At 71.0% G+C, this 25629-nt stretch carries 26 protein-coding genes and 1 riboswitch; of the genes, 5 read left to right on the plus strand and 21 right to left on the minus strand.

Translation table 11 applies throughout. The features are described 5' to 3' along the window. The first annotated feature begins 6 nt into the window (after positions 1-6). Both queG and ABIE45_RS11005 read left to right on the plus strand, forming a co-directional pair. The gene (queG, locus tag ABIE45_RS11000) at positions 7-1149 is read left to right on the plus strand and encodes a tRNA epoxyqueuosine(34) reductase QueG (protein ID WP_192707351.1); all 1143 of its coding nucleotides are present in this window, start codon (positions 7-9) and stop codon (positions 1147-1149) included. Then, on the plus strand, positions 1146-2009 hold the full coding sequence (locus ABIE45_RS11005) for an SDR family oxidoreductase (RefSeq protein WP_192706755.1): 864 nt from the start codon (positions 1146-1148) through the stop codon (positions 2007-2009). The genes queG and ABIE45_RS11005 overlap by 4 nt, the downstream gene beginning before the upstream one ends. Here ABIE45_RS11005 and ABIE45_RS11010 read toward each other — a convergent pair whose 3' ends face one another. Genes ABIE45_RS11010 through ABIE45_RS11020 form a run of 3 tightly spaced genes read right to left on the minus strand, consistent with a single transcriptional unit; the run spans position 2010 to position 3840 of the window. Beyond that, positions 2010-2834: a metal ABC transporter permease gene (locus ABIE45_RS11010; RefSeq protein ID WP_192707352.1), complete on the minus strand. Its 825-nt coding sequence runs from the start codon at positions 2832-2834 to the stop codon at positions 2010-2012. It abuts the gene before it with no gap. Positions 2835-2881: 47 nt separating this feature from the next. Further along, positions 2882-3709 (minus strand): ABC transporter ATP-binding protein, encoded by an 828-nt coding sequence (locus ABIE45_RS11015; protein ID WP_192706756.1) that lies wholly within the window; start codon positions 3707-3709, stop codon positions 2882-2884. Further along, complete coding sequence (locus tag ABIE45_RS11020) at positions 3706-3840, minus strand: hypothetical protein (protein WP_373622295.1); 135 nt, start codon at positions 3838-3840, stop codon at positions 3706-3708. The genes ABIE45_RS11015 and ABIE45_RS11020 overlap by 4 nt, the downstream gene beginning before the upstream one ends. A 126-nt stretch (positions 3841-3966) precedes the next feature. On the opposite strand from ABIE45_RS11020, the gene ABIE45_RS11025 reads away from it, so the two are divergent. After that, positions 3967-4452, plus strand: a complete 486-nt coding sequence (locus ABIE45_RS11025; RefSeq protein WP_192706757.1) for a transcriptional repressor — start codon at positions 3967-3969, stop codon at positions 4450-4452. Positions 4453-4536: 84 nt separating this feature from the next. On the opposite strand, the gene ABIE45_RS11030 is transcribed toward ABIE45_RS11025, so the two are convergent. Beyond that, positions 4537-6042 (minus strand): undecaprenyl-phosphate glucose phosphotransferase, encoded by a 1506-nt coding sequence (locus ABIE45_RS11030; protein ID WP_192706758.1) that lies wholly within the window; start codon positions 6040-6042, stop codon positions 4537-4539. 369 nt (positions 6043-6411) lie between these two features. Further along, complete coding sequence (locus ABIE45_RS11035; protein WP_192706759.1) at positions 6412-6759, minus strand: antibiotic biosynthesis monooxygenase; 348 nt, start codon at positions 6757-6759, stop codon at positions 6412-6414. Positions 6760-7141: 382 nt separating this feature from the next. Between ABIE45_RS11035 and ABIE45_RS11040 the strand changes: the two genes are divergently transcribed. Then, complete coding sequence (locus ABIE45_RS11040; RefSeq protein WP_192707353.1) at positions 7142-7549, plus strand: helix-turn-helix transcriptional regulator; 408 nt, start codon at positions 7142-7144, stop codon at positions 7547-7549. Between the two features lie 38 nt (positions 7550-7587). Here the strand turns inward: ABIE45_RS11040 and ABIE45_RS11045 are convergent, their stop codons facing one another. The 4 genes from ABIE45_RS11045 to cbiE are packed head-to-tail and all read right to left on the minus strand — an operon-like array spanning position 7588 to position 11316. Then, on the minus strand, positions 7588-8913 hold the full coding sequence (locus tag ABIE45_RS11045) for a cobyrinate a,c-diamide synthase (protein WP_192706760.1): 1326 nt from the start codon (positions 8911-8913) through the stop codon (positions 7588-7590). Then, positions 8910-9686 (minus strand): precorrin-4 C(11)-methyltransferase, encoded by a 777-nt coding sequence (gene cobM / locus ABIE45_RS11050; RefSeq protein WP_192706761.1) that lies wholly within the window; start codon positions 9684-9686, stop codon positions 8910-8912. The genes ABIE45_RS11045 and cobM overlap by 4 nt, the downstream gene beginning before the upstream one ends. Further along, positions 9683-10087: a cobalamin biosynthesis protein gene (locus ABIE45_RS11055; RefSeq protein ID WP_373622296.1), complete on the minus strand. Its 405-nt coding sequence runs from the start codon at positions 10085-10087 to the stop codon at positions 9683-9685. The genes cobM and ABIE45_RS11055 overlap by 4 nt, the downstream gene beginning before the upstream one ends. Continuing rightward, positions 10084-11316, minus strand: coding sequence for a precorrin-6y C5,15-methyltransferase (decarboxylating) subunit CbiE (gene cbiE, locus ABIE45_RS11060; protein WP_192707354.1), 1233 nt, complete (start codon positions 11314-11316; stop codon positions 10084-10086). Before cbiE ends, ABIE45_RS11055 begins: the two co-directional genes overlap by 4 nt. A 28-nt stretch (positions 11317-11344) precedes the next feature. Here cbiE and ABIE45_RS11065 point away from each other — a divergent pair, with 28 nt between their 5' ends. Continuing rightward, positions 11345-12112: a cobalt-precorrin-6A reductase gene (locus tag ABIE45_RS11065; RefSeq protein ID WP_192707355.1), complete on the plus strand. Its 768-nt coding sequence runs from the start codon at positions 11345-11347 to the stop codon at positions 12110-12112. On the opposite strand, the gene cobJ is transcribed toward ABIE45_RS11065, so the two are convergent. From cobJ to ABIE45_RS11125, 12 genes are all read right to left on the minus strand, one after another. Further along, positions 12079-12840 (minus strand): precorrin-3B C(17)-methyltransferase, encoded by a 762-nt coding sequence (gene cobJ, locus ABIE45_RS11070; protein WP_192706763.1) that lies wholly within the window; start codon positions 12838-12840, stop codon positions 12079-12081. The two genes, ABIE45_RS11065 and cobJ, sit on opposite strands and share 34 nt — an antisense overlap. After that, a complete protein-coding gene (locus ABIE45_RS11075) occupies positions 12837-13616 on the minus strand; it encodes a precorrin-2 C(20)-methyltransferase (protein WP_192706764.1) in 780 nt (259 codons plus the stop codon). Before ABIE45_RS11075 ends, cobJ begins: the two co-directional genes overlap by 4 nt. Next, positions 13616-14308 (minus strand): precorrin-8X methylmutase, encoded by a 693-nt coding sequence (locus ABIE45_RS11080; RefSeq protein WP_373622298.1) that lies wholly within the window; start codon positions 14306-14308, stop codon positions 13616-13618. The genes ABIE45_RS11075 and ABIE45_RS11080 overlap by 1 nt, the downstream gene beginning before the upstream one ends. Continuing rightward, the gene (cobG, locus tag ABIE45_RS11085; RefSeq protein ID WP_192706765.1) at positions 14305-15672 is read right to left on the minus strand and encodes a precorrin-3B synthase; all 1368 of its coding nucleotides are present in this window, start codon (positions 15670-15672) and stop codon (positions 14305-14307) included. Before cobG ends, ABIE45_RS11080 begins: the two co-directional genes overlap by 4 nt. Then, positions 15669-19037 (minus strand): cobaltochelatase subunit CobN, encoded by a 3369-nt coding sequence (gene cobN / locus ABIE45_RS11090; protein WP_192706766.1) that lies wholly within the window; start codon positions 19035-19037, stop codon positions 15669-15671. The genes cobG and cobN overlap by 4 nt, the downstream gene beginning before the upstream one ends. A 73-nt stretch (positions 19038-19110) precedes the next feature. After that, entirely contained in the window at positions 19111-20145 is a 1035-nt protein-coding gene (cobW, locus tag ABIE45_RS11095; RefSeq protein ID WP_192706767.1) for a cobalamin biosynthesis protein CobW, read from the minus strand. Then, positions 20142-20543 (minus strand): DUF1636 domain-containing protein, encoded by a 402-nt coding sequence (locus ABIE45_RS11100; protein ID WP_192706768.1) that lies wholly within the window; start codon positions 20541-20543, stop codon positions 20142-20144. The genes cobW and ABIE45_RS11100 overlap by 4 nt, the downstream gene beginning before the upstream one ends. Continuing rightward, complete coding sequence (locus tag ABIE45_RS11105; RefSeq protein WP_192706769.1) at positions 20536-21273, minus strand: CbtA family protein; 738 nt, start codon at positions 21271-21273, stop codon at positions 20536-20538. The genes ABIE45_RS11100 and ABIE45_RS11105 overlap by 8 nt, the downstream gene beginning before the upstream one ends. A gap of 16 nt (positions 21274-21289) precedes the next feature. Next, positions 21290-21472, minus strand: a complete 183-nt coding sequence (locus tag ABIE45_RS11110) for a CbtB domain-containing protein (RefSeq protein ID WP_192706770.1) — start codon at positions 21470-21472, stop codon at positions 21290-21292. A gap of 33 nt (positions 21473-21505) precedes the next feature. After that, positions 21506-21701: riboswitch (cobalamin riboswitch) on the minus strand. Positions 21702-21776: 75 nt separating this feature from the next. Next, positions 21777-23366 carry a S10 family peptidase gene (locus tag ABIE45_RS11115; RefSeq protein WP_373622300.1) on the minus strand — a complete coding sequence of 530 codons (1590 nt, stop codon included), beginning with the start codon at positions 23364-23366 and terminating at the stop codon, positions 21777-21779. A 1-nt stretch (position 23367) separates the two neighbouring features. After that, positions 23368-23820 carry a DNA polymerase III subunit chi gene (locus ABIE45_RS11120; protein ID WP_192706772.1) on the minus strand — a complete coding sequence of 151 codons (453 nt, stop codon included), beginning with the start codon at positions 23818-23820 and terminating at the stop codon, positions 23368-23370. Positions 23821-23878: 58 nt separating this feature from the next. Then, positions 23879-25507, minus strand: a complete 1629-nt coding sequence (locus ABIE45_RS11125; protein WP_192706773.1) for a CTP synthase — start codon at positions 25505-25507, stop codon at positions 23879-23881. Positions 25508-25629 lie beyond the last annotated feature (122 nt).

A 25629-nucleotide genomic window follows, 5' to 3' on the forward strand; every position in this document is an offset into this window, starting at 1 on the left:
GCCGATCTGCGCCGCCTCGTCGAGACCCGGGCCCGGGCGCTCGGCTTCTGCGGCCTGCGCGTCACCCGTCCGGACCGTCTCCCGGATCTGCCGAGCCGCCTCTCGACGTGGCTCGCGGAGGGCGCGCACGGCACCATGGACTGGATGGCGGAGCGGGCGGATCAGCGCGCCCGGCCGACCGGCCTGTGGCCTGGCCTGCGCAGCATCCTGGTTCTGGCGATGAGCTATCGGCCGGACGACGATCCGCTGGCGCTGACGGCGAGGACCGACCGCGGCGCGGTCGCGGCTTATGCGCAACGCCGGGATTATCACGAGGTTTTGAAGGGCCGGCTCAAGGAACTCGGCGGCTACCTATCGGCGAAGGGCGACGTGCGGGTGAAGGTGTTCTGCGACACCGCCCCGGTGATGGAGAAGACCCTGGCCGAGGCCGCCGGGCTCGGCTGGCAGGGCAAGCACACGGTGCTGATCTCCCGCGAGCACGGCAACTGGCTGCTCCTCGGAGCGATCTATACCAGCGCAGAATTCGAGCCCGACCCGCCCGGGCGCGATCATTGCGGCTCCTGCCGGGCCTGCCTCGACATCTGCCCGACCGATGCGTTCCCGGCGCCCTACCGCCTCGATGCCCGGCGCTGCATCTCCTACCTGACCATCGAGCATCCCGGCCCGATCCCCGAGGCGTTCCGGCCCGCGATCGGCAATCGCGTGTTCGGCTGCGACGACTGCCTCGCGGTCTGCCCCTGGAACAAGTTCGCTCGCACGGCCGCGGAGAACCGGCTAGCCGCCCGGGCGGATCTGGCGGCGCCCGCCCTGAAAGATCTCGCGGCTCTGGACGATGCGGCGTTCCGCAGGTTCTTCGCCGGCACGCCCGTGAAACGCACGGGCCGCGACCGCTTCCTGCGCAACGTGATGATCGCGATCGGCAATTCCGGCGATCCGGATCTGGCCGAGACGGCCATGGCCCGGCTCGCGGATGCGTCGCCGCTGGTGCGCGGCATGGCGGTCTGGGCATGCGGCCGGCTTCTCGGGCAAGAGGCGGTCGAATCCCTCTATCGTAGGTTCGGCGTCGGAGAGACCGACGTGCATGTCCGCGACGAGTGGCGGGCTTCCGGCTTGACGGGAGTGGGGGTGGGCGAGACATCCGCCGCATGAATCTCTTCGTCTTCGGGCTCGGCTTCACCGGCCGCCGTTTCGCCGAGCGCGCGCGCGACCGGTTCGCGATCGTGCGCGCCACGGTCACCGAGATGGCGTCCGCCGACCGCATCGCGGCGGAGACCGGCTTCACCATGCGCGCCTTCGGCCCGGAAGCTGACGACCCCCGGATCGCCGACGACCTCGCCGACACCGACGCGCTCCTGGTATCGGCACCGCCGGGCGAGGAGGGCGACCCGGTCCTCGCCCGCTACGAGGCGGCGGTCCGGGCCAGCCGGATCGGCTGGATCGGCTATCTCTCGACCATCGGGGTCTACGGCGACCAGGGCGGGGCCTGGATCGACGAGACCACGCCGGCCGCGCCGCGCAGTGCCCGGTCGCGGATCCGCCTGGATGCGGAGGCGGCGTGGCTCAAGCTCGGCGCCGAGACCGGCAAGGCCGTGCAGGTCTTCCGGCTGTCGGGCATCTACGGGCCGGGCCGCAACCCGATCGTCAAGCTGCGGGAGGGCCGCTCCCAGCGCATCGTCAAGGCCGGTCAGGTCTTCAACCGGATCCACGTGGACGACATCGCCACGACGCTGCTCGCCTCCATCGACCGGCCGCGCGCCGGAGCGATCTACAACGTCACCGACGACGAGCCGGCCGCGCCGCAGACGGTCACCGAGCACGCCGCCGCCCTTACCGGATTGCCGCTGCCGCCCGAGATCGATTTCGAGACCGCCGACCTGTCGCCGATGGCGCGCAGCTTCTACGGCGAGAACAAGCGTGTCCGGAACGCGCTGATCCGCGATGAGCTTGGTGTGACGCTCGCCCACCCGACCTACCGTGAGGGGCTGGCGTCCCTGAAGGACCGGCCCTGATCAGGCTTCGAGGTGGCGCGTCCGGACGAGGCGGCGAAGCAGGCCGCCGCGGGGCCCGACCATCATCGAGGCGACATACAGCGCCCCGGCCGCCAGCACGATGGCCGGACCGCTCGGCAAATCGAAGTGATAGGACAGGCTGAGCCCCGAGATGCTCGCCGTCGCGGCGATCAGCATCGAGACCGGAATGAGACCGCCGAGGTCGCGGGCCCAGAACCGCGCGGCGACCGCAGGAAGCAGCATCAGCCCGACCGCCAGTAGGGTGCCCAGCGCCTGGAAGCCGCCGACGAGGTTCACGACCACCAGAGCCAGGAAGGCGAGATGCACCGGGCCGCCGCTGCGGCTCACCGTGCGCAGGAACAGCGGGTCGACGCATTCCATGACCAGCGGCCGGTAGATCAGCGCGAGCGCCAGGAGGGTGAGCGTGCTGATGCCGCCGAGGAGCCATAACGCGGCATCATCCAGCGCCAGGACCGAGCCGAAGAGGAAGTGCATCAGGTCGATCTGCGAACCGCGCAGGGAGACCAGCAGCACGCCGGCCGCCAGCGAGATGAGGTAGAAGGCTGCCAGATTGGCATCCTCGCGCACCACCGTGGCGCGGGTCACGGCGCCGGCAAGCAGCGCCACCGCAAGGCCGGCGACAAGGCCGCCGAGGGTCATGGCCGGCAGCGACAGGCCGGCGACCAGGAAGCCGGCTGCCGCGCCCGGCAGGATGGCGTGGCTCATCGCGTCGCTCATCAGGCTCATCCGGCGCAGGGTCAGGAACACCCCGACCGGCGGCGCCGACACCGACAGCGCCAGGCAGCCGGCCAGCGCCCGGCGCATGAAGCCGAACTCGACGAACGGCGCCAGGAATGTTCCGAACGGATCGATCACGCTGCGTCCTCGTGATGACCGTGTGCGCCTGGGCCATGCGCAGCGTGGTCATGCGCGTGCGCATGGTCGTGCGCGCCTGCGGCTTGCCGGCCGGCGCAGATCGGCGCGCCCTCGTCCCAGGCCTCGGAGAGATTGCGCGCCCGTGCCAGGTTCTCGTGCGTCAGCACCCGTGCGGTCGGCCCCCAGGCCACCGGCTCCCGCGCGAGGAGCAACGTGGACGGGAAATGCGCCCGCACCTGTGCGAGGTCGTGGAGGGCGGCAATTACCGTACGGCCCTCGGCGTGCCAGGCCGCGATCAGCGCGAGAAGATCGTCCACCGTCCGGGCATCGATGCCTGTGAACGGCTCGTCGAGGAGCACCACGGGACAATCCTGCAGGATGAGCCGGGCGAACAGGGCGCGTCGGAACTGGCCACCGGAAAGCGTGCCGATCGGCCGCGCCTCGAACCCTTCGAGACCGACCGCCGAGAGGGCCGCCTCGATCGCCCGGCTATTCCGGCGGAGGCTCCGCCAGGCGCCGGACCGTCGCCAGAGCCCCATGCCGGCAAGGTCCATGACGCTGAGCGGAAAGCTCCGGTCGATCTCGTCCGCCTGCGGCATGTAGGCGAGGGCGCCCGCGCGCTCGATACGCCCTTCCAGACAGCGGATTTCCCCGGCCATGCCCTTCAGCAGGGTCGATTTGCCGGCCCCGTTCGGCCCGACCAGCGCGAGCAGATCCCCGGCCCGGACCGTCCCATCGAGATGGTGGACCGCCGGATGCCGGTCGTAGCCGAGGGTCAGGCCGACAAGCCGGATCGGGGCCGGCTGCTGCCGCGAAACACTCATGCCGTGAGCGCCCAGGCGATCGTCAGCCACACGAAGGCCGAGAGAGCTCCGGCAAGCGCCAGGCGCAGCCCGAACCCGCTCTGAAACAGGGATCGCCGGGCCGCGTGTCTCGGGCTGGGAGTGATCGGCAAGGCGTCCTCGTCGCGCGCTCGGGCCGGCGCGGGGACCGTGCAGGGCTACTGGTGCGGTCCAGGGTGGCGGTGATACACTGTAACAAACCCGCGGGACAACCTGCGGATTAGTCCACTGGAGCCATCATGCACCGTCACGAGGGTCACGACGCGTGCCATGCCGGCGCGGGTGACATGCTCGCGCGGGCGGAAGCCCTCTGTCGCGAGCGCGGGCTGCAATTCACGCCGTTGCGCCGCGACGTGCTGGAGGCCGTGGCCGAATCCGGCAAGGCGCAGGGCGCGTACGACATCGCCGAGCGCCTCAGCGCACCGGGCAGGCGCGTGGCACCCGTCTCGGTCTATCGCGCGCTCGATTTTCTCATGGAGCAGGGGCTGGTCCATCGGATCGCCAGCCGCAACGCCTTCATCCCCTGCGCGCATGGCCATGCGCCGGGGGAGGGGGTCATCTTCCTGATCTGCCGCACCTGCGGCGGCGTCGACGAGACCTCGTCGGAGGAAGTCGAGGGTGGCCTCGGGCGCACGCTGAAGCGGGCCGGTTTCACGCCCACGCACAGCATCCTCGAGGTCGAAGGCGATTGCGACGCCTGCAGCCAGGGGAAGCATGCGTCCTGACGCCGACGGATCCCGGCGCCATCGCCGCGACAACGCCGCGCGGGTCGTGCGATGCCAAGCGCGCGGCGCGGTCTCAGCAGCCCGTCAGAACGCGTTCCGATAGGCGCGGCGGGACACGATGGTCTGGACCATGATCTGGATGTCGAACCAGATCGACCAATTGTCGATATAGTGGAGGTCGCAGGCGACACGCCGCTCCATGTCGAGGTCGGTGAGCGTCTCGCCGCGGAAGCCGTTGACCTGCGCCCAGCCAGTGATCCCGGGCCGAACGTTGTGGCGACGGGCGTAGAGCGCGATCCGCCGCTCGAAGCTGCGATCGTGGGCGAGCGCGTGGGGCCGGGGGCCGACCAACGACATCTCGCCCCGCAGGACGTTGATCAGCTGGGGTAGCTCGTCGAGGTTGGTCCGCCGCAGGAACGCGCCGACGCGGGTGATGCGGCTGTCGTTGCGGGTCGCCTGACGGAACGCCGCGTCCGGCTCAGCCCGCATCGATCGGAACTTGAACACACCGAACGGCTGCTGATTGAACCCGTACCGCTTCTGACGGAAGAAGACCGGCCCCCGGCTGTCGAGCTTGATCGCCACGGCGATCGCGACCAGCAACGGAGACAGCGAGACCAGCGCGATCGCAGATACCGTGAGATCAAACGCGCGCTTCAGCAACACCTCGCCCAGATTGAGCGGGCGACGGCCGATGTTGATCCCCGCGACGCCGCCGACCCGCGCGACCTGCAGATCCGGGAACCGGTCGAGCACCGTGCCGGGGCGCAGATGCAGGGCGGAGGGAACCCGCAGGAATGCGTCGATGCAGCGCTCGACCTCCGCGGTGTCGGCCCAGGGCACGAGCACGAACACATCGTCCGGCCGCAGGAAGCGGACGACCGAGACGGCGAGGTCGAGGTCTTCCTGCAACTGATCATGGCGGGTCGCTGTGTCGGCGCCCGGATCGACCCGGCGGAGGTAGCTCGTGCCGACGATCCGCAGGCCGAGACTCTCGGACTCGTTGGCGGCGTAGAAGCGGGTGATGTCGTCCTCGTACCCGACCAGATGGACGCGGCTGACGGAAGTCGATCCGGCCGTCAGACGCCTGCGCACCACGCGTGTCATCAGGTCCCGCGTCGCCATCAACGTGGGGAGCCCGAGCAGGAAGATCCCGATCGACACGATCCGCGAGTAGTCGTTGGTCGTCTTGGTCATGAAGCTGACCACGAGCAGAGCCGCCCAGGCCACCAGCCACAGCGACGCCACGAGCTGAAGATTCGCCTTTCGCGCGATCACGTTGTCGAGATTGTATTCGGAGCGCAGTGCAGTCGTGGCGACGATGACCAGGCTCAGCAGCGCCGAAAGCCTTAGCCCGCGTAGGCTGCCCAGCCAGAGCGGGCCGTCCTCGTACGCGACATGGTAGCCGAATTCGATGCAGAGTGTGACCGCCAGGATCGCCAGGACGTCGGTGAAGGCCAGCGCCGATGACAAGCCGATCCGCGCCACGGCGCGACCGCGACGGGGAAGCACCGCCGACCACGCGTTGCGGCGGTGCTCCGCCGTCTCGGGCAGGGCCTGGAACGTTTCCGGAAGCCGATCGTGAAACATTTGCCGCGCCACGTCCCGTCTTGATCGGACTCTGTACCAGTCTGAAACGCGCAAGGTTTCAGCGCCGGCCTGTATCCGGGACGGAGCAAGCCGTGGGCCCGAACGACTCACGATTCCGGGATTTCGAGCTCGGCGCGACTTAGTGCGCAACCTGAACCACGGCAATACATGATTAATGCTGAACTAATGCTGAGCGGCTGTATCGCGCTCTCAGCACCCAAACGGTCCGGCGCAGGACCGTTTGGGCCTGCGCCGGTTTCATCCAATCGCGTTGGCCGGGGTTGCGGCGGACGGTGATCGATCCCGCTGATGGCAGAGCCTCACGCCGTTGAGACGGTGGCCGCGACCTTTTGTGCAAGCCAAGCTTGATCAGCTGGCCTCGACGCTCTCCGGGTCTGCACTTGAGGAGCCGACGGTCTGAATCGCCTCGAAGCCTTCGAATTGCGGATGGCCGAGATAGAGAGGCTTGGTCGAGGGAACGCGGCCATGAGCCTTCCGGAACTGTTCGGAACGCGTCCACGCCTCGAAATCTGCGCGCGAGCGCCAGATGGTATGCGACGCATACAGAACGTGGTCCTCATGCTCCGGACCACGAAGCAGGTGGAACTCGACGAAGCCCGGCATCTCGCCCAGATGGCTGTCGCGACCTAGCCAGACCGCCTCGAAATCGTCGGTCGCATCCTTGACCACCTTGAAGCGATTCATCGCGATGAACATGCGTTTCTCCTTTTCGGCGTTAATCATACAAGCGTCGCTGTCTCTGGGGTGACCCGCGGCGCGGCGACAAGGCGCACCACAGAAACTGCGCAGAGTTTCGCTATCGACATTTCAGCAACAATGTTGCAAAGATGTATAAGGTTAAACTAGAAGCTGTAACCTTAGACTTGCGAAGCCTGACAACTTGGTGTCCTACTGCGGCGTCGCTCGATTGTGTCGCGGGGCTGGCGTTTGCCGGCTGCGAGCACTTGAGCGGGTAGATCGACTCGTACGACATAGGACGCAGGGGCGGACGGTGAAGCGGCGCGACAGCGAGGCGAAGACACCGCGTCCGCAACAGGACGCAATCTCTTCCGCGGAGAAGGATCTGTCCGGTCAGGCGATGCCGAAGCAGACCACCGACGTCGACCGCCTCGTTGGTATCCGCATCACGGCGTTGCGCAAGGCGCGGGGCATGAGCCAGACCGCGCTGGGCAACGCGGTCGGCGTGACCTTTCAGCAGGTGCAGAAATACGAGAAGGGCCAGAACCGGGTCGGCGCCGGGCGGCTGCGCGAGATCGCACGACTACTTGAGGTGCCTGTCTCGGCGTTCTTCGAGGAGAATGAGCCCCGCGAAAATTCCCGGGAGGATGTGTTCGGCTTCCTCAGCTCACATGGAGCGATCGAACTGCTGCGGGCCTACGCGCAGATCGAGGACGAGCAGATGCGCCGCGACGTGCTGGCGCTGGTCCGCAGCGTTGCGCGCCTCGCCCAGGCGCGCAACGTCCCGCCTCCGGCCAACCCGACCTGACCGAAGCCGTCCTCCGCAAACCCGTCACCGCGTAGGTCTCAAGCCTGCGCCTGGTCTGCGGCGATGACATGGAAGAAGCTTCCGGTAACCGTGCCGAGTCGATGCCCGGCGAGGCCCAGCGCGACGTCCTCCGCATCCGTGACCTGGGCAAGCGCCGCCGATACATCCGGCACCGGCGACACTTCGCTGGCGTAGTGGAACTCGTGTCCGACCAAGCGCGCGCCGCGCCTGCCAAGAACGCCGTCGCCGCAGAGCCGCGCGACACGGTAGCCGAGGTGGAGCTTGCGATGGTGGTATGAGGTCCGGACCGGCAGCAGGCCCGCCATTGCGTGAGTCGCGCCGTCCGCATCTTCGAGACTCTGCCCCAGGACCATGTAACCGCCGCACTCACCGTGGACGGGGCGCGCCTGCGCGAAGCTGCGCAACCCTTCCATGAACCGGCTGGCGCGCGCCAGCCGGCCCGCGTGCAGTTCCGGGTATCCGCCGGGCAGCCAGCACACGTCGCAATCCGCGCGGGGTGGCTCGTCGGCCAGCGGCGAGAACGGGACGAGCTCAGCCCCGGCCTTGCGCCACCCGGCTTCGATGTGCGGATAGAGGAAGCTGAAAGCCGCATCCCGTGCGACGGCGATGCGCTGTCCGGGCGGAGCGATCAACGAGCCCGTCGTGACCGGTACGGCGCCACCGGCGCAGGCTGTCACGGCGTCGAGATCGATTCCCGCCTCGGCCAGATCGGCCAGCCGGTCGAGGCGCGTCTCGAGATCGGTGGTCTCGCCGGCCTGAACCAGGCCGAGATGACGCTCGGGCAAGACGAGTTGTGCGTCGCGCATCAACACACCGAGGACCGGCAAGCCAACCCGCTCCATCCCGGCCTCGACCAAGCGGCGATGGCGCGCGCTCGCGACCTTGTTCAGGATCACCCCGGCAATCGTCAGCCGCGGGTCGTAGAGCTTGCAGCCGAGCGCGACCGCGGCAGCCGACTGGGCCGCGCCGGACACATCGACCACCAGCACCACCGGCCACCCGAAGCGGGCGGCGATGTCGGCATTGGCCCCGGTCCGGCTCTCCGCAGCCCGCACACCGTCGAAGAGGCCCATGGAGCCCTCGGCGATCACCAGGTCGGCATCGGTCGCCGTGGCCGAGGCGAGGGCGTCGAGCAGGGGCGGCGCCATGGCGAAGCTGTCGAGGTTGAAGCTCGGCCGGCCGGTCGCGGCCCTGTGAAAGGCCGGGTCGATGTAGTCCGGTCCGCATTTCGCGGCCCGGATCCGCAGGCCGCGCCGGGTCAGCGCCCGCATCAGGGCGAGCGCCACGGTGGTCTTGCCGGAGCTGGAGCGGGGCGCCGCGACGAGGAGTCCGGGCGCGCTCACGACGCGGTCCCGACGTTGCCGCCCGGGCGGTAGCGCCGATCATAGTCGGGGGCGTAGAGGGCGCTCTCGCGGAAGGTCTCGGCGCCCAGCGCCGGCCCGACGAGGATCAGCGCGGTCCGCTCCAGGCCCGCCGCCGCGACCAGGCCGGGCAACGTAGCGAGGTCGCCCAACAGCACCCGCTCATCCGGCCAGGACGCGCGGAACACCGCCGCCGCCGGGCAGGACGGCCCGTAGAACGGGATCAGCTCGCCCGCCACCCGCTCGGCCACGTGGATCGACAGATGGATCGCGAGCGTCGCGCCGGTGGCCGCGAAGGCCGCCAGCGTCTCGCGCTCCGGCATGGCGCTCGCCCGGCCGGAGGTGCGGGTGAGCACCACGGATTGGGCCACGCCCGGCACGGTGAGTTCGCGCCGCAGCAGGGCGGCCGCGGCTGCAAAGGCTGGGACGCCCGGCGTCACCGTGTAGGGAATCCCAAGCCCGTCGAGCCGCCGCATCTGCTCGGCCAGCGCGCTCCAGATCGACAGATCCCCCGAATGAAGGCGCGCCACATCCTGTCCGCTGGCATGCGCAGCTTCGATTTCCGCCATGATGGCGTCGAGGTCGAGGGGGGCGGTATCGATGATCCGCGCGCCGGGCGGGCACCAGCCGAGGATCTCGGGCGCCACCAGGGATCCGGCGTAGAGGCAGACCGGGCAAGCCGCGATCCGGTCGCGGCCACGCACGGTGATGAGATCCGCCGCGCCGGGGCCGGCGCCGATGAAGTGAACCGTCATGAGGCAGGATTCGTGTTGGGCCAGAGGGCCAGCGCGCAGGTGGCGCCGCCGCTCGCGATCCGGGGAAGAACGAGGCGGCTCTCTGGTCCCGCCACGGCCAGGGCGGCCGCTTCCGCCAGCGAGCCGATCCCGCGCAGATTCTCGATGCGCGCGGAGCGTGTGACGACCCGTGCGTCGGAGGCCGCCAGGGCGTCGGGTCCGACCGGGCAGGGCGCCAAACCGAACCCGGCCGCGGCCGCGGCGATGGCGGGTTCGCCGGCGCGGTCTGCCGCGGTGGCGACGGCGGCGAGCGCCGTGCCGTCGACGCCGGCCTGCCCGAGCGCGCGGGTGATCAGCGCCGCGATCTCGTCGGGGCCGGTATTCCGGCGGAATCCGATGCCGGCGACGAGACGACCGGTCATGTCTTGGTCCAGGCCCATTGGGTCACCGGCATCGCCGGGCGCCAGCCGTGCAGGCCGCCCACCGGGCTCGCCCGGTCGACCGAATAGCGTCGCAGGCTGCCGCCCTGTTGCGCGAAAGCCGCCAGCAGGGCGGCTTCGCCCTGGAGCGTCACCGCGTTGGCGACGCAGCGCCCGCCCGGCCTGAGCGCCGCCAGCACCGCCGGCAGGAGGCCCGGCTCCGAAACGCCGCCGCCGATGAAGACCGCATCCGGCGCCTGCAGGCCGGCGAGCCCCTCGGGGGCTGCACCGGTGACCACCGCGAGATCGGGGGTGCCCAGAGCCTCGGCGTTCCGCCGGATGCGCTCGGCCCGATCGGGCCGCGCCTCGATCGCGGTGGCGCTCAGGCTTGGATGGCGGAGCATCCACTCGATCGCGATCGACCCCGCGCCGGCTCCGATGTCCCACAGGTGCAGGCCCGGATGGGGGCGCAGGGCCGCGAGCGTCATGGCGCGGATCTCCGCCTTGGTGAGCTGCCCGTCATTCTCGAACAGGCTGTCGTCGAGCCCCGGCGCGAGCGGGAGGCTGCGGCCCTCGCCGGCGACGGCGATCGCCACGGTGTTGAGCGGGTCGATGATGCCGAGATCGAAGGCGTCGGCGCGAGCTGCACGGACGCGCTCCCGGGGGCCGCCCATGGCCTCGAGGATGGTCAGCAGCGACGCGCCGAAGCCGCGCTCGCGGAGCAGGCCGGCGAGCGCCGCCGGGGTCGATCCGTCCCATGACAGCGCGAGCAGCCGGGCGCCCGGCTGGATATGTGGGATGATCCGGGCGAGCGCCCGACCATGGAGGGTGACCAGGCCGCACTCGGCCAGTGGCCAGCCCAGCCGTGCGCAGGCCAGGCTGAACGCCGAGGGCTGCGGAAACGCGCGGATCTCGGCCGCCGGTACCAGCCGGGCGATCTCGGCGCCGATGCCGTAGTGAAACGGGTCGCCGGTGGCGAGGATGCAGGTGGGCTCGCCTCGACGATCGAGGATGCCCGGATAGGCCGCGTGGATCGGGCTCGGCCAAGGTCGCATCTCGGCGTAGAGCGGGCCCGCGAGAGCAAGATGGCGCCGGCCGCCATAGACGACGCGGGCGGCGTCGAGCGCGGCAGCGGCGGCGGGCGCGAGCCCCGCCCGCCCGTCCTCGCCGATGCCCACGATCGACAACCAGGGGGTTGGGCTGGTCCGGCTCGACAGTTGCTCAGCGCTCATGGACAAGGTGCCCATGACGAACGGCGGCATGCGGATCCTGATCCTCGGCGGGACCGGCGAGGCGAGCGCCCTTGCGCGATCTCTCGCCGGTCGGTCCGACCTGTCCCTGGTGCTGTCGCTGGCCGGCCGGACCACCGCGCCGAAGGCCGAGCCCGTGCCGACCCGCCTCGGCGGTTTCGGCGGGGCCGAGGGGCTGGCCCGGTACCTCGCCGCCGAGGGCGTCGATCGCCTGATCGACGCGACTCATCCTTTCGCCGCAACCATCTCCGCCAACGCCGCACGCGCGGCCGCGCTGACGGGTGTGCGGCTCCTCGCGATCCGCCGTCCACCCTGGTACCGCGGCGCCGGCGACCTCTGGAACGAGGTCGACACAATGGAGCAGGCCGTTGCCGCCCTGGGGCCGGAACCCCGGCGCGTGTTCCTGACGATCGGTCGCCAGGAAGCCGGAGCCTTCGCGGCGGCTCCGCAGCACAGATATCTGGCGCGTACCGTCGAGCCGCTGGGCGACCTGCTGCCGGTGCCGCATCTGACCGCGCTCGAGGCGCGCGGCCCCTTTGACGCGGACTCCGAGGTTTCCCTGATGCGCGCCAACGCTATCGAGATCGTGGTCAGCAAGAATTCCGGTGGCGCGGCGACCTACGGCAAGATCGCGGCGGCGCGCGATCTGGCGATTCCCGTCATCATGGTTCGCCGGCCCAAGAAGCCCGACGTGCCGAGCGTCCCGGATGCCGAGGGCGCGCGCCGCTGGCTGGATTTCGGCGATCACGCCGTCCCCTCGACCTTGCGCGCGGTGTAGACGAAAGGCGGACGGCCGTCCCGGGGGATCAGGCGCGTGGTCGAGGCGCCCAGGATGACCATCGTCGCCATGTCGGCCGGCACGTCGCGGGCCTCGGCGAGCGTCGCGACCCGGATCGCCTCGTCGGGCCGGCTGATCGCGCGGGCGAACATCACGGGCGTTTCCGGAGCGCGGATCCCGGCCGCGATCTCGAGCGCGGCCCCGAGCTGCCAGGGCCGGGCCGACGAGATCGGGTTGTAGAGCGCGACGACGAGATCCGCCCGCAGCACAGCCTCGAGACGGGCGATCACCACCGGCCAGGGTTTCAGGTTGTCCGAGAGCGACAGGGCGCAGAAGTCGCCCCCGAGCGGTGCCCCCAGCCGCGCCGCGGCCGCCAGCATGGCGGTGATCCCCGGCTCGACCGTAATCGCGAGGTCGCGCCAGCCGGGTTCGCCGTGCTCCACCGCCTCGAACACGGCCGCCGCCATGGCGAAGACGCCGGGGTCGCCGCCGGAGACGACCGCCACCCGACGGCCCTCGGCCGCGAGCTGCAGGGCGTGGCGGGCGCGGTCGACCTCGACCCGGTTGTCGCTGGCATGCCGAACGAGGTCCGGACGCTCGGGCACGCGGGCGACATAGGGAAAGTAGCCGATCAGATCCTCGGCCGCGTCCAGGGCACGGCGGGCGGATTCGGTGAGCAGGCTCGGGTCGCCCGGGCCGAGGCCAACGACCGTGACGCTTCCGCTCAAGGCCGCCGTCCCTCGCCGGGCAGCAGCACCATCGAGAAGTACGGGGCGTCGTCGTCTGCCTTGTCGGCGAGCCGCACGACGCGCTCGCCCGCCATCGTGCCGCGCTCGACATAGACCGCGCGCTCGAGCAGCCCGGCCGCCGCCAGCGCGGCGCGCACCTTGGGCAGGTGCCGTCCGAGCTTCATGACGACCGCGGCGTCGGTCCCGCGCAGGCGTTCGGTGAGCGCATCGAGCGACAGAGTCGCCGGCAGAACCGTGAGAACGTCGTCGCCCCAGGTGATCGGGGTCCCCGCCCGGGTCCAGCAGCCGGACATGCCGGTCACGCCCGGCACCACCTCCACGGTGAAGCGGTCCTTCAGGCGCCGCCAGAGATGCATGAACGAGCCGTAGAAGAAGGGGTCGCCCTCCGACAGGATCGCCACGTCGCGTCCGGCGCCGAGATGGTCCGCGAGCTGCCCGGCCGCATCGTCGTAGAACGCCGCGAGCGCCGCGACGTAGTCTGGATGCTCCGGGTGGATCTCGGTGGTGTAGGGATAGGCCAGCGGCATCTCGCGGGCGGGATCGCGCAGGATCGCGTCCGCGATGGTGCGGGCGTTGCCGCGCTTCCCGCGCTTGCAGAAATGCACCAGCACCGGCGCGCGCATCAGGATCCGCTGCGCCTTCACGGTCAGCAGCTCCGGGTCGCCAGGACCCATGCCGACCCCGTAGAGCGTACCGGTCACCGCCACGGCCGGGATCTCCTCGGCGGGCGCGTCCAGGCGTTCGAACCCGTCCATCACTCGACCTCGCTGGCGAGGGCGTTGACCGCGGCGGCCGTCATGGCGCTGCCGCCCCGCCGCCCGTGGACCACCACGAAGGGGACGCGGCCGTCCCGGGCGAGCGCGTCCTTCGACTCGGCAGCCCCCACGAAGCCCACGGGGATCCCGATCACGGCAGCCGGGGGCTTCACCCCGGCATCGAGCAATTCGAGCAGGCGGAACAGGGCGGTCGGCGCGTTGCCCACCGCGACGACGCTGCCCGGAAGGTGCTCGCGCCACAGCTCCATGGCGGCGGCGGATCGGGTGGTGTTGAGCTGCTTCGCCAGATCCGGCACGCGCGGGTCGCCGAGCGTGCAGATCACTGGGTTCGCGGCCGGAAGCCGCGCCCGTGTGACGCCGTCGGCGACCATGCGCACATCGCACAGGATCGGTGCGCCGCCCAGGAGTGCCGCCACGCCGGCCTCGGCGAAATCAGGCGACATCTCCACGTCTGAAGGAAGGTCGGTCATGCCGCAGGCGTGGATCATGCGCACGACGACGCGCTCGGCCGCGCCGGACCAGCGCGCGAGGTCGGCCTCGGCCCGGATCATCGCGAAGGAGCGGGCGTAGATCGCGCCGCCGTCACGGATGTAATCGTAGCGGGACGGGGGTTCGTGGGCCGCGGCCGGCTCCGATCCTGTCTGGCGCAGGGCGTTCTGGCTCGCGCTCATGCCGGTCTCCTGGTCCTCCCGGACATCGTCAGGTCTGTATCCGGCGCGAACGCGGCGGCGAGCCCGACAGTCTTGGCCCTTCCTAACCGCTCCAGCACCGCCTCGATAGAGAGATAGAGCGCCGGCTCATCGCCGGGCGCACCCCCGACGATCGGGCCGTACAGGCCATCCTGGCCGACGAGGGTCAGGTCGGCCGGACCCGGCCGAGCGCAGCCCTTGGCGCAGCCGGAGACGTGCGCTGCGAGCGGCGACATGTCCAATGATCTCAACGCCTCAGCTAGACGCGCGGCATCTGCCAGCGTCGGCGTCGATCCGGAAGCGCAGCCCGGCGCGCCCGTGCAGGCATCGATCCCGCGCCGGGGATCGTCGGGTGCGACGATGAACGCGTCCGCGAGTGCGGCCAGTGCCGGTGCGGCATCCGTGCCGGGTGCCGCGAGAAGGACGAAACCGCGCGTCGGCGAGAGGCGGATCGCGTCCGCGCCGACCGCATCCGCCACCTGTACGACACGATCGAGGGAGTCCGCGGTGCACCGGCCGAACGGCGCGTCGATGGCGAGGATGTAATGACCCGACACGGTGCGAAGGCCAGCGGCTGGGGCGAAGGGTCTGTAGCCCTGGGCGACGTTTCCGCTCCGACGGTCCACCGCGCAAGGTAGATCCCGCACGCGACAGAGCGCGCGCAGAGTGTCCGTGAGGTCCTCGAGTCTCTCGTCCGACAGGTCGCGCATCCGGCGATGACCCGTGCGCGCGAAGGCGGCCAGGAATGCCGCCACCAGGGCAGGGGCCTCCTGTTCGGAGCAGGTGACGAGGTCGCGCCGGCCCTCGGCGGTCCCGGCCGCGATCGCGACCGTACCGGCGCCGCTGGCGACCACGAAGCAGTCGGCGTCCGGCAGCGCCACATCCGGGCGCCCCTCGACGACGACGAGGGTCTTGGCCGGCAGACCTGGGACGGCAAGGCCCGCAGCCTCGATGGCGCGGGCCAGCGCCGTCACATCGATCGCTTCAGAGGCGTCGCGGCCGGCGAGCGGGTTCGTGAGCGTCAGTCGCTGCGGACCGCCATCGGCGCGCACGTCGCCGAGCCCAGCCGTTTCCAGCAGGCGGGCAAGGGGCGCCCGGGTCACGTCGGACACGCCGCGGATCTGCAGATTGGCGCGGGCCGTGAGGTCCAGATGGCCGTTGCCGAACCGGCGCGCGCCCTCCGCCACGGCCCGCGCCTGATCGCGGGAGAGCATCCCGAGCGGCGGGTGCACGCGCGCGAGGAGACCGTCGCCGGTGGGCATCGGGCGGGCGAGACCTGGGCACCAACCCCGGCGGGTAGGGGCCTCCGGCAGCGCGCGGCGGTGCTGGCGCGCCGGGGCGCTCATTCGGCCGCCTCCGGCATCAGCGCGTCGGCAGGCAGGGCGTTGCGGCGGCTTTGCCAGAGGCCGCGGTCTCGCGCTTCGTCGAAGCGCTCCAGGATCGCCCGGGTCGCCGCCGGATTGGCGGCGCGCAGCCGCTCGAACACCTCCGCATCGGCGATCCAGGCGGCGTAGAGCCGGTCGAAGCCGGCATCGGTCACCGCGTCGCTCGTCGCGGCGAGGACGAAGACCGCGTCGAGACCCTGCGCCAGTTCCTGCGCGCCCCGATAGCCGTGGCGCAGCTGCGCGGCGATCCAGCGCGGATCGGCGAGCCGGCCGCCGATGAGGCGTGCCGCATCCTCTCGGGCCGTGCGCGCCTTCGGCCGCTCCGGCACGGAGACGTCGAGGCTGTAGAGTTTCGGGCTGGCGCCCCCGAGGGAGGCGGCCGCCGCGAAGCCGCCCATCGCGTCGACTGCGGCATCGCCGTCGAAGAGATCGCGTTCGGCCACGTCGAAGGCGTGCAGGTAGGCGTCCGCCGCCGCCACCCGGGCGGCGAAATCCGCGTCGGGGCCTTCGCGGTCGCCGTAGGCGTGGCTGCTGGCCGCCAGGTAGGCACGCCCGAGATCGCTGCGCGCATCCCAGCCGCCGTCGAGCGCGGCGGCCGCCGCTCCCGCGCCGTACCGGCCCGGAGCCGCGCCGTAGACCCTGACCGCGGTCTTTCCACGTCGCCGGGCTGCCGCCAGCGGGTTCTCGTCATCCGGCTCGTCACGGTCTGCGACCGCCCGCGCGGCCCGGTCGAGCAGCGCGAGTGTGTCGGGGAACGTATCGCGGAATGCGCCGGAGACTCGCACCGTCACGTCGATCCGCGGCCGGTCGAGCAGGGCGAGCGGCAGCACCTCGAAACCGGTAACCCGGGTGCTGGCATGGTCCCAGACCGGCCGCACGCCCATCAGCGCCAGGGCGTGCGCCACGTCCTCCCCGCCGGTGCGCAGGGTCGGGGAGGCCCAGAGATCCATGACCATCCGCTCGGGATAGGTGCCCTCGTCCTGGAGGTAACGGGTGACGACCGCTGCGGCCGCTTGCTCGCCGAGACGCGCCGCGGCACGGCTCGGGATGGCGCGGGGATCGAGGGTGGCAAGGTTCCGGCCGGTGGGCAGCACGTCCGCACGCCCGCGCGACGGCGAGCCGGCGGGACCGGGCGCGACGAACCGGCCGTCGAGGGCTGCCAGCAGGCCGGTGCGCTCGCCGGTCGCGCAGGACGAAGCCGCGTCCGCGGCCCCGTCGGCCGCGCGTCCGAAGACATCGGCCGCGCGTCCGAAGACATGCAGGCCGTCACGAAAGACGGTCTCGCCGAGGTCACAGAGATGAGCGTCGAGCCGTGTCAGCGCCTCGTCCATCGGGGTTTCCGGGCCGATGCCGGCGCCGTCGAGCAGCCCGGCCGCTTCGGCATCCTCCAGGATGGCACGGGCGATGAGCGCGGCCCGGCGCGGATCGAGGACGCTCGCGGCGGAATACTCCTCCACCAACTCGCGCAGGCGCGCAGCCTCGGGCGGCAGGTCGTGCGCCGCGGTCGTCGGGGTCAGGTGACCGAGCGCGATCCCGCCAAGGCGCCGCTTCAGCGGGGCCGCCTCGCCCGGATCATCGACGATGAACGGGTAGACCACTGGAAGGCTGCCCACGCAGAGGGCAGGGAAGCAGGTGGGCGCGAGCGCCACGGCCTTGCCGGGCAGCCACTCGGTCGTTCCGTGCGTGCCGAGCTGGACCAGCACGTCGAAGCGCTGCCGCAATCCGAGATGGAAAGCCAGGTAGGCGTGGGCCGGGACGCGCTCCGGATCGTGATAGCCGGCCTTCCGGTCGGGATCGCGCCCGCGGTCCGGCTGGAGGAAGACGGCGAGGCGACCCTCGGCCGCAGCCGGCGCGCCCTCGGCCACGCGGAACCGGAACGCGCCATCCACGCAGCCGGGGTCGGCGTCGGGCGGACCCCACGCGTCGGTGAGCGCGGCGCACGTTTCCGTGGGAAGCCCGGCGAGCCAAGCGGCGTAGTCGGCGAGCGGCACGCGGAACGATGCCGGGCCCTGCGTGAGTGCGGTCATCAGGGCGCCGGAATCCGGCAGCCCGGTCGCCGCGTAGCCGGCTTCGGCGAGGTCGGCGGCGATCATCCGCGCGCTCTCGGGCGTATCGAGTCCGACCGCGAAGCCGGCCCGGCCACCGCGGGCCGGATAGTCGGACAGAACCAGGGCCACGCGTCGCTGCGTGCGGGGCAGGGCGGCGAGGCGCAGCCATCCGGCGGCCCGCTCGGCGAGCGCCGCAATCCCGGTCGCGTAGGGAACGGCCCGGCGCTCGGCGAAGCCGGCGACCTCCGGGGCCTCCTCCTTGAACGAGATCGGGAAGCCCGAGAGTCGTCCGTCGAATTCTGGCAGGGCCACCTGCATGGCAAGATCGGCCGCGCCCATGCCCCGGGCCGAGACCTCCCAGGCCGCCCGCGACGCGCCGACCGTAAAGGCCTGAAGCACCGGACAATCGGCGCCGTCGAGCACGAAATCGAGGCCGTCCTCGCGGGCCGAAAAGGCCGTGGCGGCGATCACGAGATCGGGCCTGCGCGCCCGCACCGCCTCCGCGACCGCGGCGGCGGCGACCGGCTCCTTGAGGCTCGATACCGCCATCGGCAGCACGCCGATCCCGCGGGCGCGCAGGGCTTCGGCGAGCGCAACAAACGGCGCGGTGTCGCCGCCGAGCACGGCAGATCGATAGATCAGGAGCAGGGCCAGAGGTGTGCTCGGCGTCCTGCAATCCGCGAGCGGCACGGCGCTCGCAGCGGCCGCGACAGCTCGATCGAGGGGAAGAACGCCGCAGCCTGCGCACCAGGGAAAACCACGCGGCAGCGGCTCGGGCGGCTCCACCGCCAGATCGGCGCCCGTCCTGGTGGCCAGCAGCCGCAGCATCCGGCGCAGGTTGTCAGGACCGCCAGCGCGGAAATAGCGATCGAGGCGCTCGGCTAGGTCCGGATCCGTGGAGAAGGCCGCAAGCCGCGGATCTGGCCGGTCGTCACCCGGCAGCACCGCCAGCACGACGCCGTGCGCCCGCGCCGCCTCGGCGCAGCGCTCGACGCCGTAGCGCCAGTAATCCAGCCCGCCGAGGCAGCGGATCACCACCACCTTAGCTTTCGACACCACACGCTCGACGTAAAGGTCGACTGACAGCGGGTGGCGCAGCTTGGCGAGCTTGGCGAGGCGCAGGCTCGGCAGACCGGGCTCGGCGGCGTGCGCCTGCCCGATCCCCGCGAGGTCGCTGTCGGTAAAGGACAGGACGACGAGATCGCCGGGCTCCTGCCCGAGGTCCACCGCCGCCTCGCCCTCGTCGAGGGAGACGGTATCGATGCGGACGAGATGCATCGCGACGGCCCCTAGACCGTGACCGCGCGCGACCGCGCGCCGACGCGGGTCGTCAGGGCGCGCGCGGTCACCGTCATCCCGCCAACGCCGCGGCGACCGCGTCCTGGTCGAAGCCCTTGAGCCCGATCACCACGAGCTTGCCGTCTCGAGACTCGCCCGACCGCCAGGGCCGGTCGAAATGGTGAGCGACCCGCCGGCCGACGCCCTGCACCACGAGGCGCATCGGCTTGCCCTCGACCTCGGCGAAGCCCTTGATCCGCAGGACGCCTTCGGCCTCGGCCGCCTTCTCGACGCGGGCGGCGAGATCGGCCGCCGTCACCGCCGGGCGGACCGGCAGCGCCACGGTCTCGAAATCGTCGTGGTCGTGATCTTCGCCCTCGCCGTGGTGCGAGGGCCGCGAGGCCAGATCGTCTTCGGCCGCCGCGCCGAGGCCCAGCAGCACCAGGGGATCGATAACGCCGTTCTCGGTCTCCACCACCTTCACGGCGCGGGGCAAGTGACCCTCGACCTCGCTGCGGACGCGGGCGCGGGTCGCGGCATCGATCAGGTCGGTCTTGTTGAGCACCACGAGATCGGCGCAGAGGAGCTGATCCTCGAACACCTCCTCAAGCGGATTGTCGTGATCGACCGACTGGTCCGCCGCGCGCTGGGCGGCCAGGGCTTCCGGATCCTCCGCGAAGGCGCCGGCCGCGACCGCCGGCCCATCGACCACCGCGACGACCCCATCGACCGTGACCCGCGAGCGGATCGCCGGCCATTGGAAGGCCTGGACCAGGGGCTTCGGCAGGGCGAGGCCCGAGGTCTCGATCAGGATGTGCTCCGGCGGCTCGGCGCGGGACAGCAGCGTCTCCAGCGCCGGCACGAAATCGTCCGCGACGGTGCAGCAGATGCAGCCGTTCGGCAGCTCAACGATGGAGTCCTCAGTGCAGCCCTCGACGCCGCAGGCGGCCAGGAACGACTTGTCGAAGCCGACATCGCCGAACTCGTTCACCAGGATGGCGAGGCGACGACCCTTGGCGTTCTCCACCACGTGGCGGACCAGCGTGGTCTTCCCGGCACCGAGGAAGCCCGTGACGATGGTGCAGGGGATTTTGTTCACGAGGGTCATTCCGCGGCCTCCAGGGTGCCGGCGGTGCGCGGGCGGGGTTCGGGAAAAGGGGGGATGCGGGCGATCACGCCCTTGCGGAACTCGGCCGGGCGCTCGCGCCAGGGCACGATGCCGTCCGGCGTCGCCGCGTAGGCCGCGAGCCCGGCGAGGATGGTCTCGGCGGAGGCCGCCGGATCCATGTCGCCGTACACGTAGGTCCAGCGGTCGGCCGAGGCGACCGCCACCGTGCAGGGGCGCTTGCACACCGACAGGCACTCGACCGGCTCGACCCGCAGATCCGGGGCATCGCCGGCGCGGTCCCGCAGGGCCTCGAGCAGGCGCGCGCCGGCCCGGGGACCGGCCGCGTCGTCACCCTCGCGGCGGCAGGTGGTGCAGACGTACAGGACGGTCTCAGACACGGGCGGTCCCCGCTGCCGTCTCGCGCGAGAAGGCCTGCCACGCCCAGCCGAGGCCGAGTCCGATCAGCATCCAGAACACGAAGCTGATCGCCAGCGAGCGGGCCGCGAACTGTGCGGCCAGCGCGGCGGGCAGCTCGGACGCGCCCTCCGGTGCCGGCGGCGCGCCGACGGCGTGTGGCGCGACGATCAGGACGAGTCCGCCCAGGATCGCGATCAGCGAGCGCCGGATCCCGATCAAGTACAGGCCCATCCCTGTGGCGGCGGCGGTCATCACCCACCAGAGCTGCCGTGCGGCGAGCGGCGCGGCCTCGCTGCCGGGCAGTTCCGGCGGCAGGCCGAGACCCGGGGCGAGGGCGACGCTGGCGAAACCCGCCACCGCGAAGGCGAGGCCGACCTGCGGCGTCGGATCGCGCCCGCAGGCGAGCATCACGGCGCCGAGCAGCAGGGCGTAGCCCACGCCGCCGACCAGGGTCGCAAGCGCGGTGAACGCCATGCGCGGGAGGCCTTCGCCGGGCTGCCATTCCGGCGCGGCGTCGGGCGCGGCATGGTCGTGCCCGGCATGCGCCAGCACGATCGGCAGGCCGATCGTCGCCTGATGCGTCGGTTCCTTGTGCTCGTAGCGCTCGGCCGCCACGATCAGCGGCGAGGTCAGCGTGAGTTCGAGCCCCGTCACGACCGCAGCCGCGAGGAAGCCGGCGGCGAGCGCCGCCGACAGAAGCCGGATGATCATCCCTGCGACGCAGGCGTCAGTGGCAGGGGAAGTTCTGGGTGTGCCGGAAGTCGTGCGCCGCGTTGTGGAGCGCGATCGCCGGCGAGAAGCCCGCCATGAACAGGAGGCCGAGGCCCAGGAAGGCCGCAAGCGCGACGGCGACCGAACGCTCGGACGAGCGGGTGCCGGAGGCGACGGGGGCGAGGGTCGAGGTGGTCATCAACATGTCTCCAGCCGCCCCACCGGCGGCATTCCGGGATCCTGGCGTGACGGCAGGTCTCCTGGCTCGCAGCTCTGCGCGCCTGCCGCCTTCCCGGATCGCTCCGGTGGCGCTCTGGCAGGCGCTCGCCGCTCACAGTTGCGGGGGCAGCCGCGGAGTCGAGGCTCGCGCCCCTCACCGCATTCCCTTTTCACCCCGTTGCCGGGGCACCGTCACGGAGCCGTTGTAGACGCATGGCGGCTTGCGCACAACGGAGTGGCGAGCGGTAAGATCCGGATTATCCAGAGCGCGCGCCTCTCATCGCTCAGGGCGTATCCTTGAGGCGCTCCGCGGGCGCTCCCGCCGGTGCCGGTCCGGCGTCGCGCGCCTTCATGGCATCCGCGTAGAGCCGCTCCACATCCGCCTTGAACGCGGCGCGGGAATCCGGCCGCGTGTAGAACATGTGGCCGCCGGGGTAGACCGCGAGGCTGACGCGACCGGCGCCGTAGGCCGGGACCTGCGCGAGCAGGAGCTTCGAGGCGTAGTAGGGCGTCACGAGATCCGTGAAGCCGTGCGCCACCAGCACCCGCAGACGGCCATCGAGCGCCAGGGTGCTCTTGAGGTTCGACAGCACCTCGGGCGCCTGCCGGCCCGACCCCCAGCTCCAGCCGCGGTTCACCGCATTGTTCAGGAGTTCGTAGCGCATATTGGGCACGGGCCATTTCAGAGTGCGCGCGTAAAGGTCGAGCATTGCGCTGGTCAGCGGCGCCTGCAGCGCGGTCAGCTGCGGGTCGTCGAAGCTCGATTGGGCCGCGTCCGGATTGGGATCCCAGCCGGTGATGCCGGTATCGTAAGCGCTGGTCACGCGACCCTCGGCGCGGTCGATCTCGCGCTGGACGCTGCGGGTCGACAGGCGCGCGGCCTGCGCCCGCACCAGGGCGGCATCGAGCCCGACCAGGGGTGCGACCCGCTCGGTCATGCGTGCCACGGCGGTCGCGTCGCTCGGCCCCTTGAGCAGGTCCGCCAGATAGGCGCCCGAGGCGTACGATTCGGCGTCCTTCAGGAGCGCCGGGGTCGGGATTGTGCCGGACCGCTCCAGGGCGCCGGCCGCCAGGGAGGGCAGCTTCAGGACGTAGCCCCAGGGGTTGGCACGCGGCGTTTCCAGCCACGCAAAGTCCAGAACCGGCGAGAGCAGCACCATCCCGGACAGGCCGACCCCGATATCGTCCTGAAGCTTCTCGGTGATGAGCGGCCCGCGGAAACCGCCGTAGCTCTCGCCGACGTAGAATTTCGGGCTCGCCATCCGGTCGTTGACGCGCAGGTAGCGAGCGATGACCGCAGCCAGGGTCGAGGCGTCGGAATCGATGTTCCAATAGGCCTTGCCGTTGCCGTCCGCAGCGCGGCTGTAGCCGGTGCCGACCGGGTCGATGAAGACCAGATCGGTGAAGCCGAGCCACGTCCCGTCATTGGGCGTGAGCGCCACAGGCTGCGAGGGGCTGATGCTGTCGCCGCCCGTGGGCAGTCGCCAGGGTCCGATCGCGCCGATGTTGAGATAGGCGGAAGCCGCGCCGGGCCCGCCATTCACCGCGAAGGTGACGGGGCGCTCGCGACCGACTTCCGGCGCCACCGTATAGGCCACGTAGGCGATCTCGGCCTGCAGCTTCCCGGCCTCGTCGACGAGGGGCAGGCTGCCGGCCGTGGCGGTGAAGTCGAGGCTCTTGCCGTTCGCCAGGGTGAGGCTGTGCCGCGTGGTCGAGTCCGGCGGCAGACGGCGGCCTTCCGGCCCTCTCGGCGCCTGCCTGGATTCCGACGGCCGAGGATCGTGCGGCGCATCCTGTGCGCCCGCTGCCAGCGGCGCCCCGAGGGTCAGAGCGGCGGCGAGAGCGGCACGCCCGAGGCATTGGCTGAGGAGCACGTTACGCCTTCTTGTTCCAGCGGCCCGAATCGTCCTGCTGCCAGTAGGCGACCGCGTGGCCCGCCTCCTTGGCCTGCTTCCACTGCTCGCGGGCGCGCAGCAGCGCATCCTGGTCGGTCCCGTCGAACAGGATGCAGATCCGCTCGTAGGCTTCGGCATCCGGCGGCAGGTCGGCACCTTCGACCAGGAAGCGGATCGAGGCGGTGTTGGGGTTGATGTCGCGCAGGGTCAGCACGACCGGCTGGCTCCCTGCATCCGGCTCGCGATCGGTGCCGTGCGGCAGGAAGCTCTCGTCCGAGTAGGTCCAGAGGTGGTCGTCGAGCGCCTGCAGGCGCTCCTCGGTGGCGGCCTGGATCGCGGCCTGCCAGCCCCGGTCGAGCGAGCGCTCGACGAGGTTCGGCAGCACCTTCTCCAGGGGCTGACGCTGCATGTGGTAGAAGAGAATCTCGGTCACGGTCCGGTCAATATAGGGTCCGGAACCACGGCGCGAGGAGCGGCGCGCCGCCGCGCCCTCAGACCAGCCGGCTCTGCTCGATCGCCGCGCCGACGAAGCCCTTGAACAGCGGATGCGGCTCGAACGGGCGCGACTTCAGCTCCGGATGGAACTGGACGCCGATGAACCACGGATGCCCGACATGCTCGACCGTCTCGGGCAGGAGCCCGTCCGGCGAGACGCCCGAGAAGCGCAGGCCCTTGGCCTCCAGCCGCTCGCGATAGGCCATGTTGACCTCGTAGCGGTGGCGGTGCCGCTCGGAGATCTGCTCGGACCCGTAGATCTGGGCGATCTTGGAGGTCGGATCGAGCTTCGCCTCGTAGGCACCGAGCCGCATGGTGCCGCCGAGGTCGCCGGCCGCGGCCCGCCGCTCGAGCTCGTTGCCGCGCAGCCACTCGGTCAGCAGGCCGACAACCGGCTCCGAGGTCTCGCCGAACTCGGTCGAGTTCGCCTCAGGCATCCCGGCCAGAGAGCGGGCGGCCTCAATCACCGCCATCTGCATGCCGAAGCAGATGCCGAGATAGGGGATGCGCTTCTCGCGGGCGTAGCGAGCCGCCCGGATCTTGCCCTCGGCGCCGCGCTGGCCGAACCCGCCCGGCACGAGGATCCCGTTGAGACCTTCCAGGAACGGCGCCGGGTCCTCGCGCTCGAACACCTCCGCCTCGATCCACTCGAGGTTGACCTTCACCCGGTGGCTGATGCCGCCATGGGTCAGCGCCTCGGTGAGCGACTTGTAGGCGTCCTTCAGCCCCGTGTACTTGCCGACGATGGCAATCGAGACCTCGCCCTCGGGGTTGCGCACCCGCTCGGCGATGGTGCGCCAGCGGCCGAGATCCGGCTCCTCGCCGTGCTCCAGGCCGAAATGGCCGAGCACTTCCCGGTCGAGGCCGGCGGTCCGGTAGGAGAGCGGCACCTCGTAGATCGACGCCACGTCCCGCGCCTCGATCACAGCGGTCTCGCGGACATTGCAGAACAGCGCCAGCTTGCGCCGCTCGTCGACCGGGATGTCCCGGTCGCAGCGACAGAGCAGGATGTCGGGCTGGATGCCGATGGAGCGCAGCTCCTTCACGGAGTGCTGCGTCGGCTTGGTCTTCAGCTCGCCCGCGGACGGGATGTAGGGCAGCAGCGTCAGGTGCACGTAGCAGCAGGTGCCGCGGGGCAATTCCTGGCCGAGCTGGCGGATCGCCTCGAAGAACGGCAACCCCTCGATGTCGCCGACCGTCCCGCCGATCTCGACCAGGACGAAGTCGAAGCTGTCGTTGCCGTCGAGGACGAAGTCCTTGATCGCGTTGGTGACGTGCGGGATCACCTGGATCGTGGCGCCGAGATAGTCGCCCCGCCGCTCCTTAGCGATGATGTCCTGGTAGATCCGGCCGGTGGTGATGTTGTCGGCCCGGCTCGCCGGAACGCCGGTGAAGCGCTCGTAATGGCCGAGGTCGAGGTCGGTCTCGGCGCCGTCGTCGGTGACGAACACCTCGCCGTGCTGGGTCGGGCTCATCGTGCCCGGATCGACGTTCAGATAGGGGTCGAGCTTGCGCATCCGGACCCGGTAGCCGCGGGCCTGAAGCACCGCCGCCAGGGCCGCCGAAGCGAGACCCTTACCGAGAGAGGAAACCACGCCGCCGGTGATGAAAACGTACCGCGTCATGGGCCTCGGTCCATAAAGAAGGTGCTGGCGTTTGCCAAACGGCGAATGCCCCGGCCCGTGTATGGACTGGGGATCGCGCCGCGCATGGGACGAATCGGCATGGCGCCGATCCAGCGGGAAGG

Origin of the sequence: Methylobacterium sp. OAE515 (assembly GCF_041806315.1) — a bacterium.
GTDB lineage: Bacteria > Pseudomonadota > Alphaproteobacteria > Rhizobiales > Beijerinckiaceae > Methylobacterium > Methylobacterium tardum.

What these genes read in the sequence shown, in the direction of transcription:
- ABIE45_RS11005 (WP_192706755.1), top strand. Translation starts at nt 1,146, where the DNA reads ATGAATCTCTTCGTCTTCGGGCTCGGCTTCACCGGCCGCCGTTTCGCC.
- ABIE45_RS11010 (WP_192707352.1), bottom strand. Translation starts at nt 2,834, where the DNA reads ATGCGCCGGGCGCTGGCCGGCTGCCTGGCGCTGTCGGTGTCGGCGCCG.
- ABIE45_RS11015 (WP_192706756.1), bottom strand. Translation starts at nt 3,709, where the DNA reads ATGAGTGTTTCGCGGCAGCAGCCGGCCCCGATCCGGCTTGTCGGCCTG.
- ABIE45_RS11025 (WP_192706757.1), top strand. Translation starts at nt 3,967, where the DNA reads ATGCACCGTCACGAGGGTCACGACGCGTGCCATGCCGGCGCGGGTGAC.
- ABIE45_RS11030 (WP_192706758.1), bottom strand. Translation starts at nt 6,042, where the DNA reads ATGTTTCACGATCGGCTTCCGGAAACGTTCCAGGCCCTGCCCGAGACG.
- ABIE45_RS11035 (WP_192706759.1), bottom strand. Translation starts at nt 6,759, where the DNA reads ATGTTCATCGCGATGAATCGCTTCAAGGTGGTCAAGGATGCGACCGAC.
- ABIE45_RS11040 (WP_192707353.1), top strand. Translation starts at nt 7,142, where the DNA reads ATGCCGAAGCAGACCACCGACGTCGACCGCCTCGTTGGTATCCGCATC.
- cobM (WP_192706761.1), bottom strand. Translation starts at nt 9,686, where the DNA reads ATGACGGTTCACTTCATCGGCGCCGGCCCCGGCGCGGCGGATCTCATC.
- ABIE45_RS11055 (WP_373622296.1), bottom strand. Translation starts at nt 10,087, where the DNA reads ATGACCGGTCGTCTCGTCGCCGGCATCGGATTCCGCCGGAATACCGGC.
- cbiE (WP_192707354.1), bottom strand. Translation starts at nt 11,316, where the DNA reads ATGAGCGCTGAGCAACTGTCGAGCCGGACCAGCCCAACCCCCTGGTTG.
- ABIE45_RS11065 (WP_192707355.1), top strand. Translation starts at nt 11,345, where the DNA reads ATGCGGATCCTGATCCTCGGCGGGACCGGCGAGGCGAGCGCCCTTGCG.
- ABIE45_RS11075 (WP_192706764.1), bottom strand. Translation starts at nt 13,616, where the DNA reads ATGGACGGGTTCGAACGCCTGGACGCGCCCGCCGAGGAGATCCCGGCC.
- ABIE45_RS11080 (WP_373622298.1), bottom strand. Translation starts at nt 14,308, where the DNA reads ATGAGCGCGAGCCAGAACGCCCTGCGCCAGACAGGATCGGAGCCGGCC.
- cobG (WP_192706765.1), bottom strand. Translation starts at nt 15,672, where the DNA reads ATGAGCGCCCCGGCGCGCCAGCACCGCCGCGCGCTGCCGGAGGCCCCT.
- cobN (WP_192706766.1), bottom strand. Translation starts at nt 19,037, where the DNA reads ATGCATCTCGTCCGCATCGATACCGTCTCCCTCGACGAGGGCGAGGCG.
- cobW (WP_192706767.1), bottom strand. Translation starts at nt 20,145, where the DNA reads ATGACCCTCGTGAACAAAATCCCCTGCACCATCGTCACGGGCTTCCTC.
- ABIE45_RS11105 (WP_192706769.1), bottom strand. Translation starts at nt 21,273, where the DNA reads ATGATCATCCGGCTTCTGTCGGCGGCGCTCGCCGCCGGCTTCCTCGCG.
- ABIE45_RS11110 (WP_192706770.1), bottom strand. Translation starts at nt 21,472, where the DNA reads ATGACCACCTCGACCCTCGCCCCCGTCGCCTCCGGCACCCGCTCGTCC.
- ABIE45_RS11125 (WP_192706773.1), bottom strand. Translation starts at nt 25,507, where the DNA reads ATGACGCGGTACGTTTTCATCACCGGCGGCGTGGTTTCCTCTCTCGGT.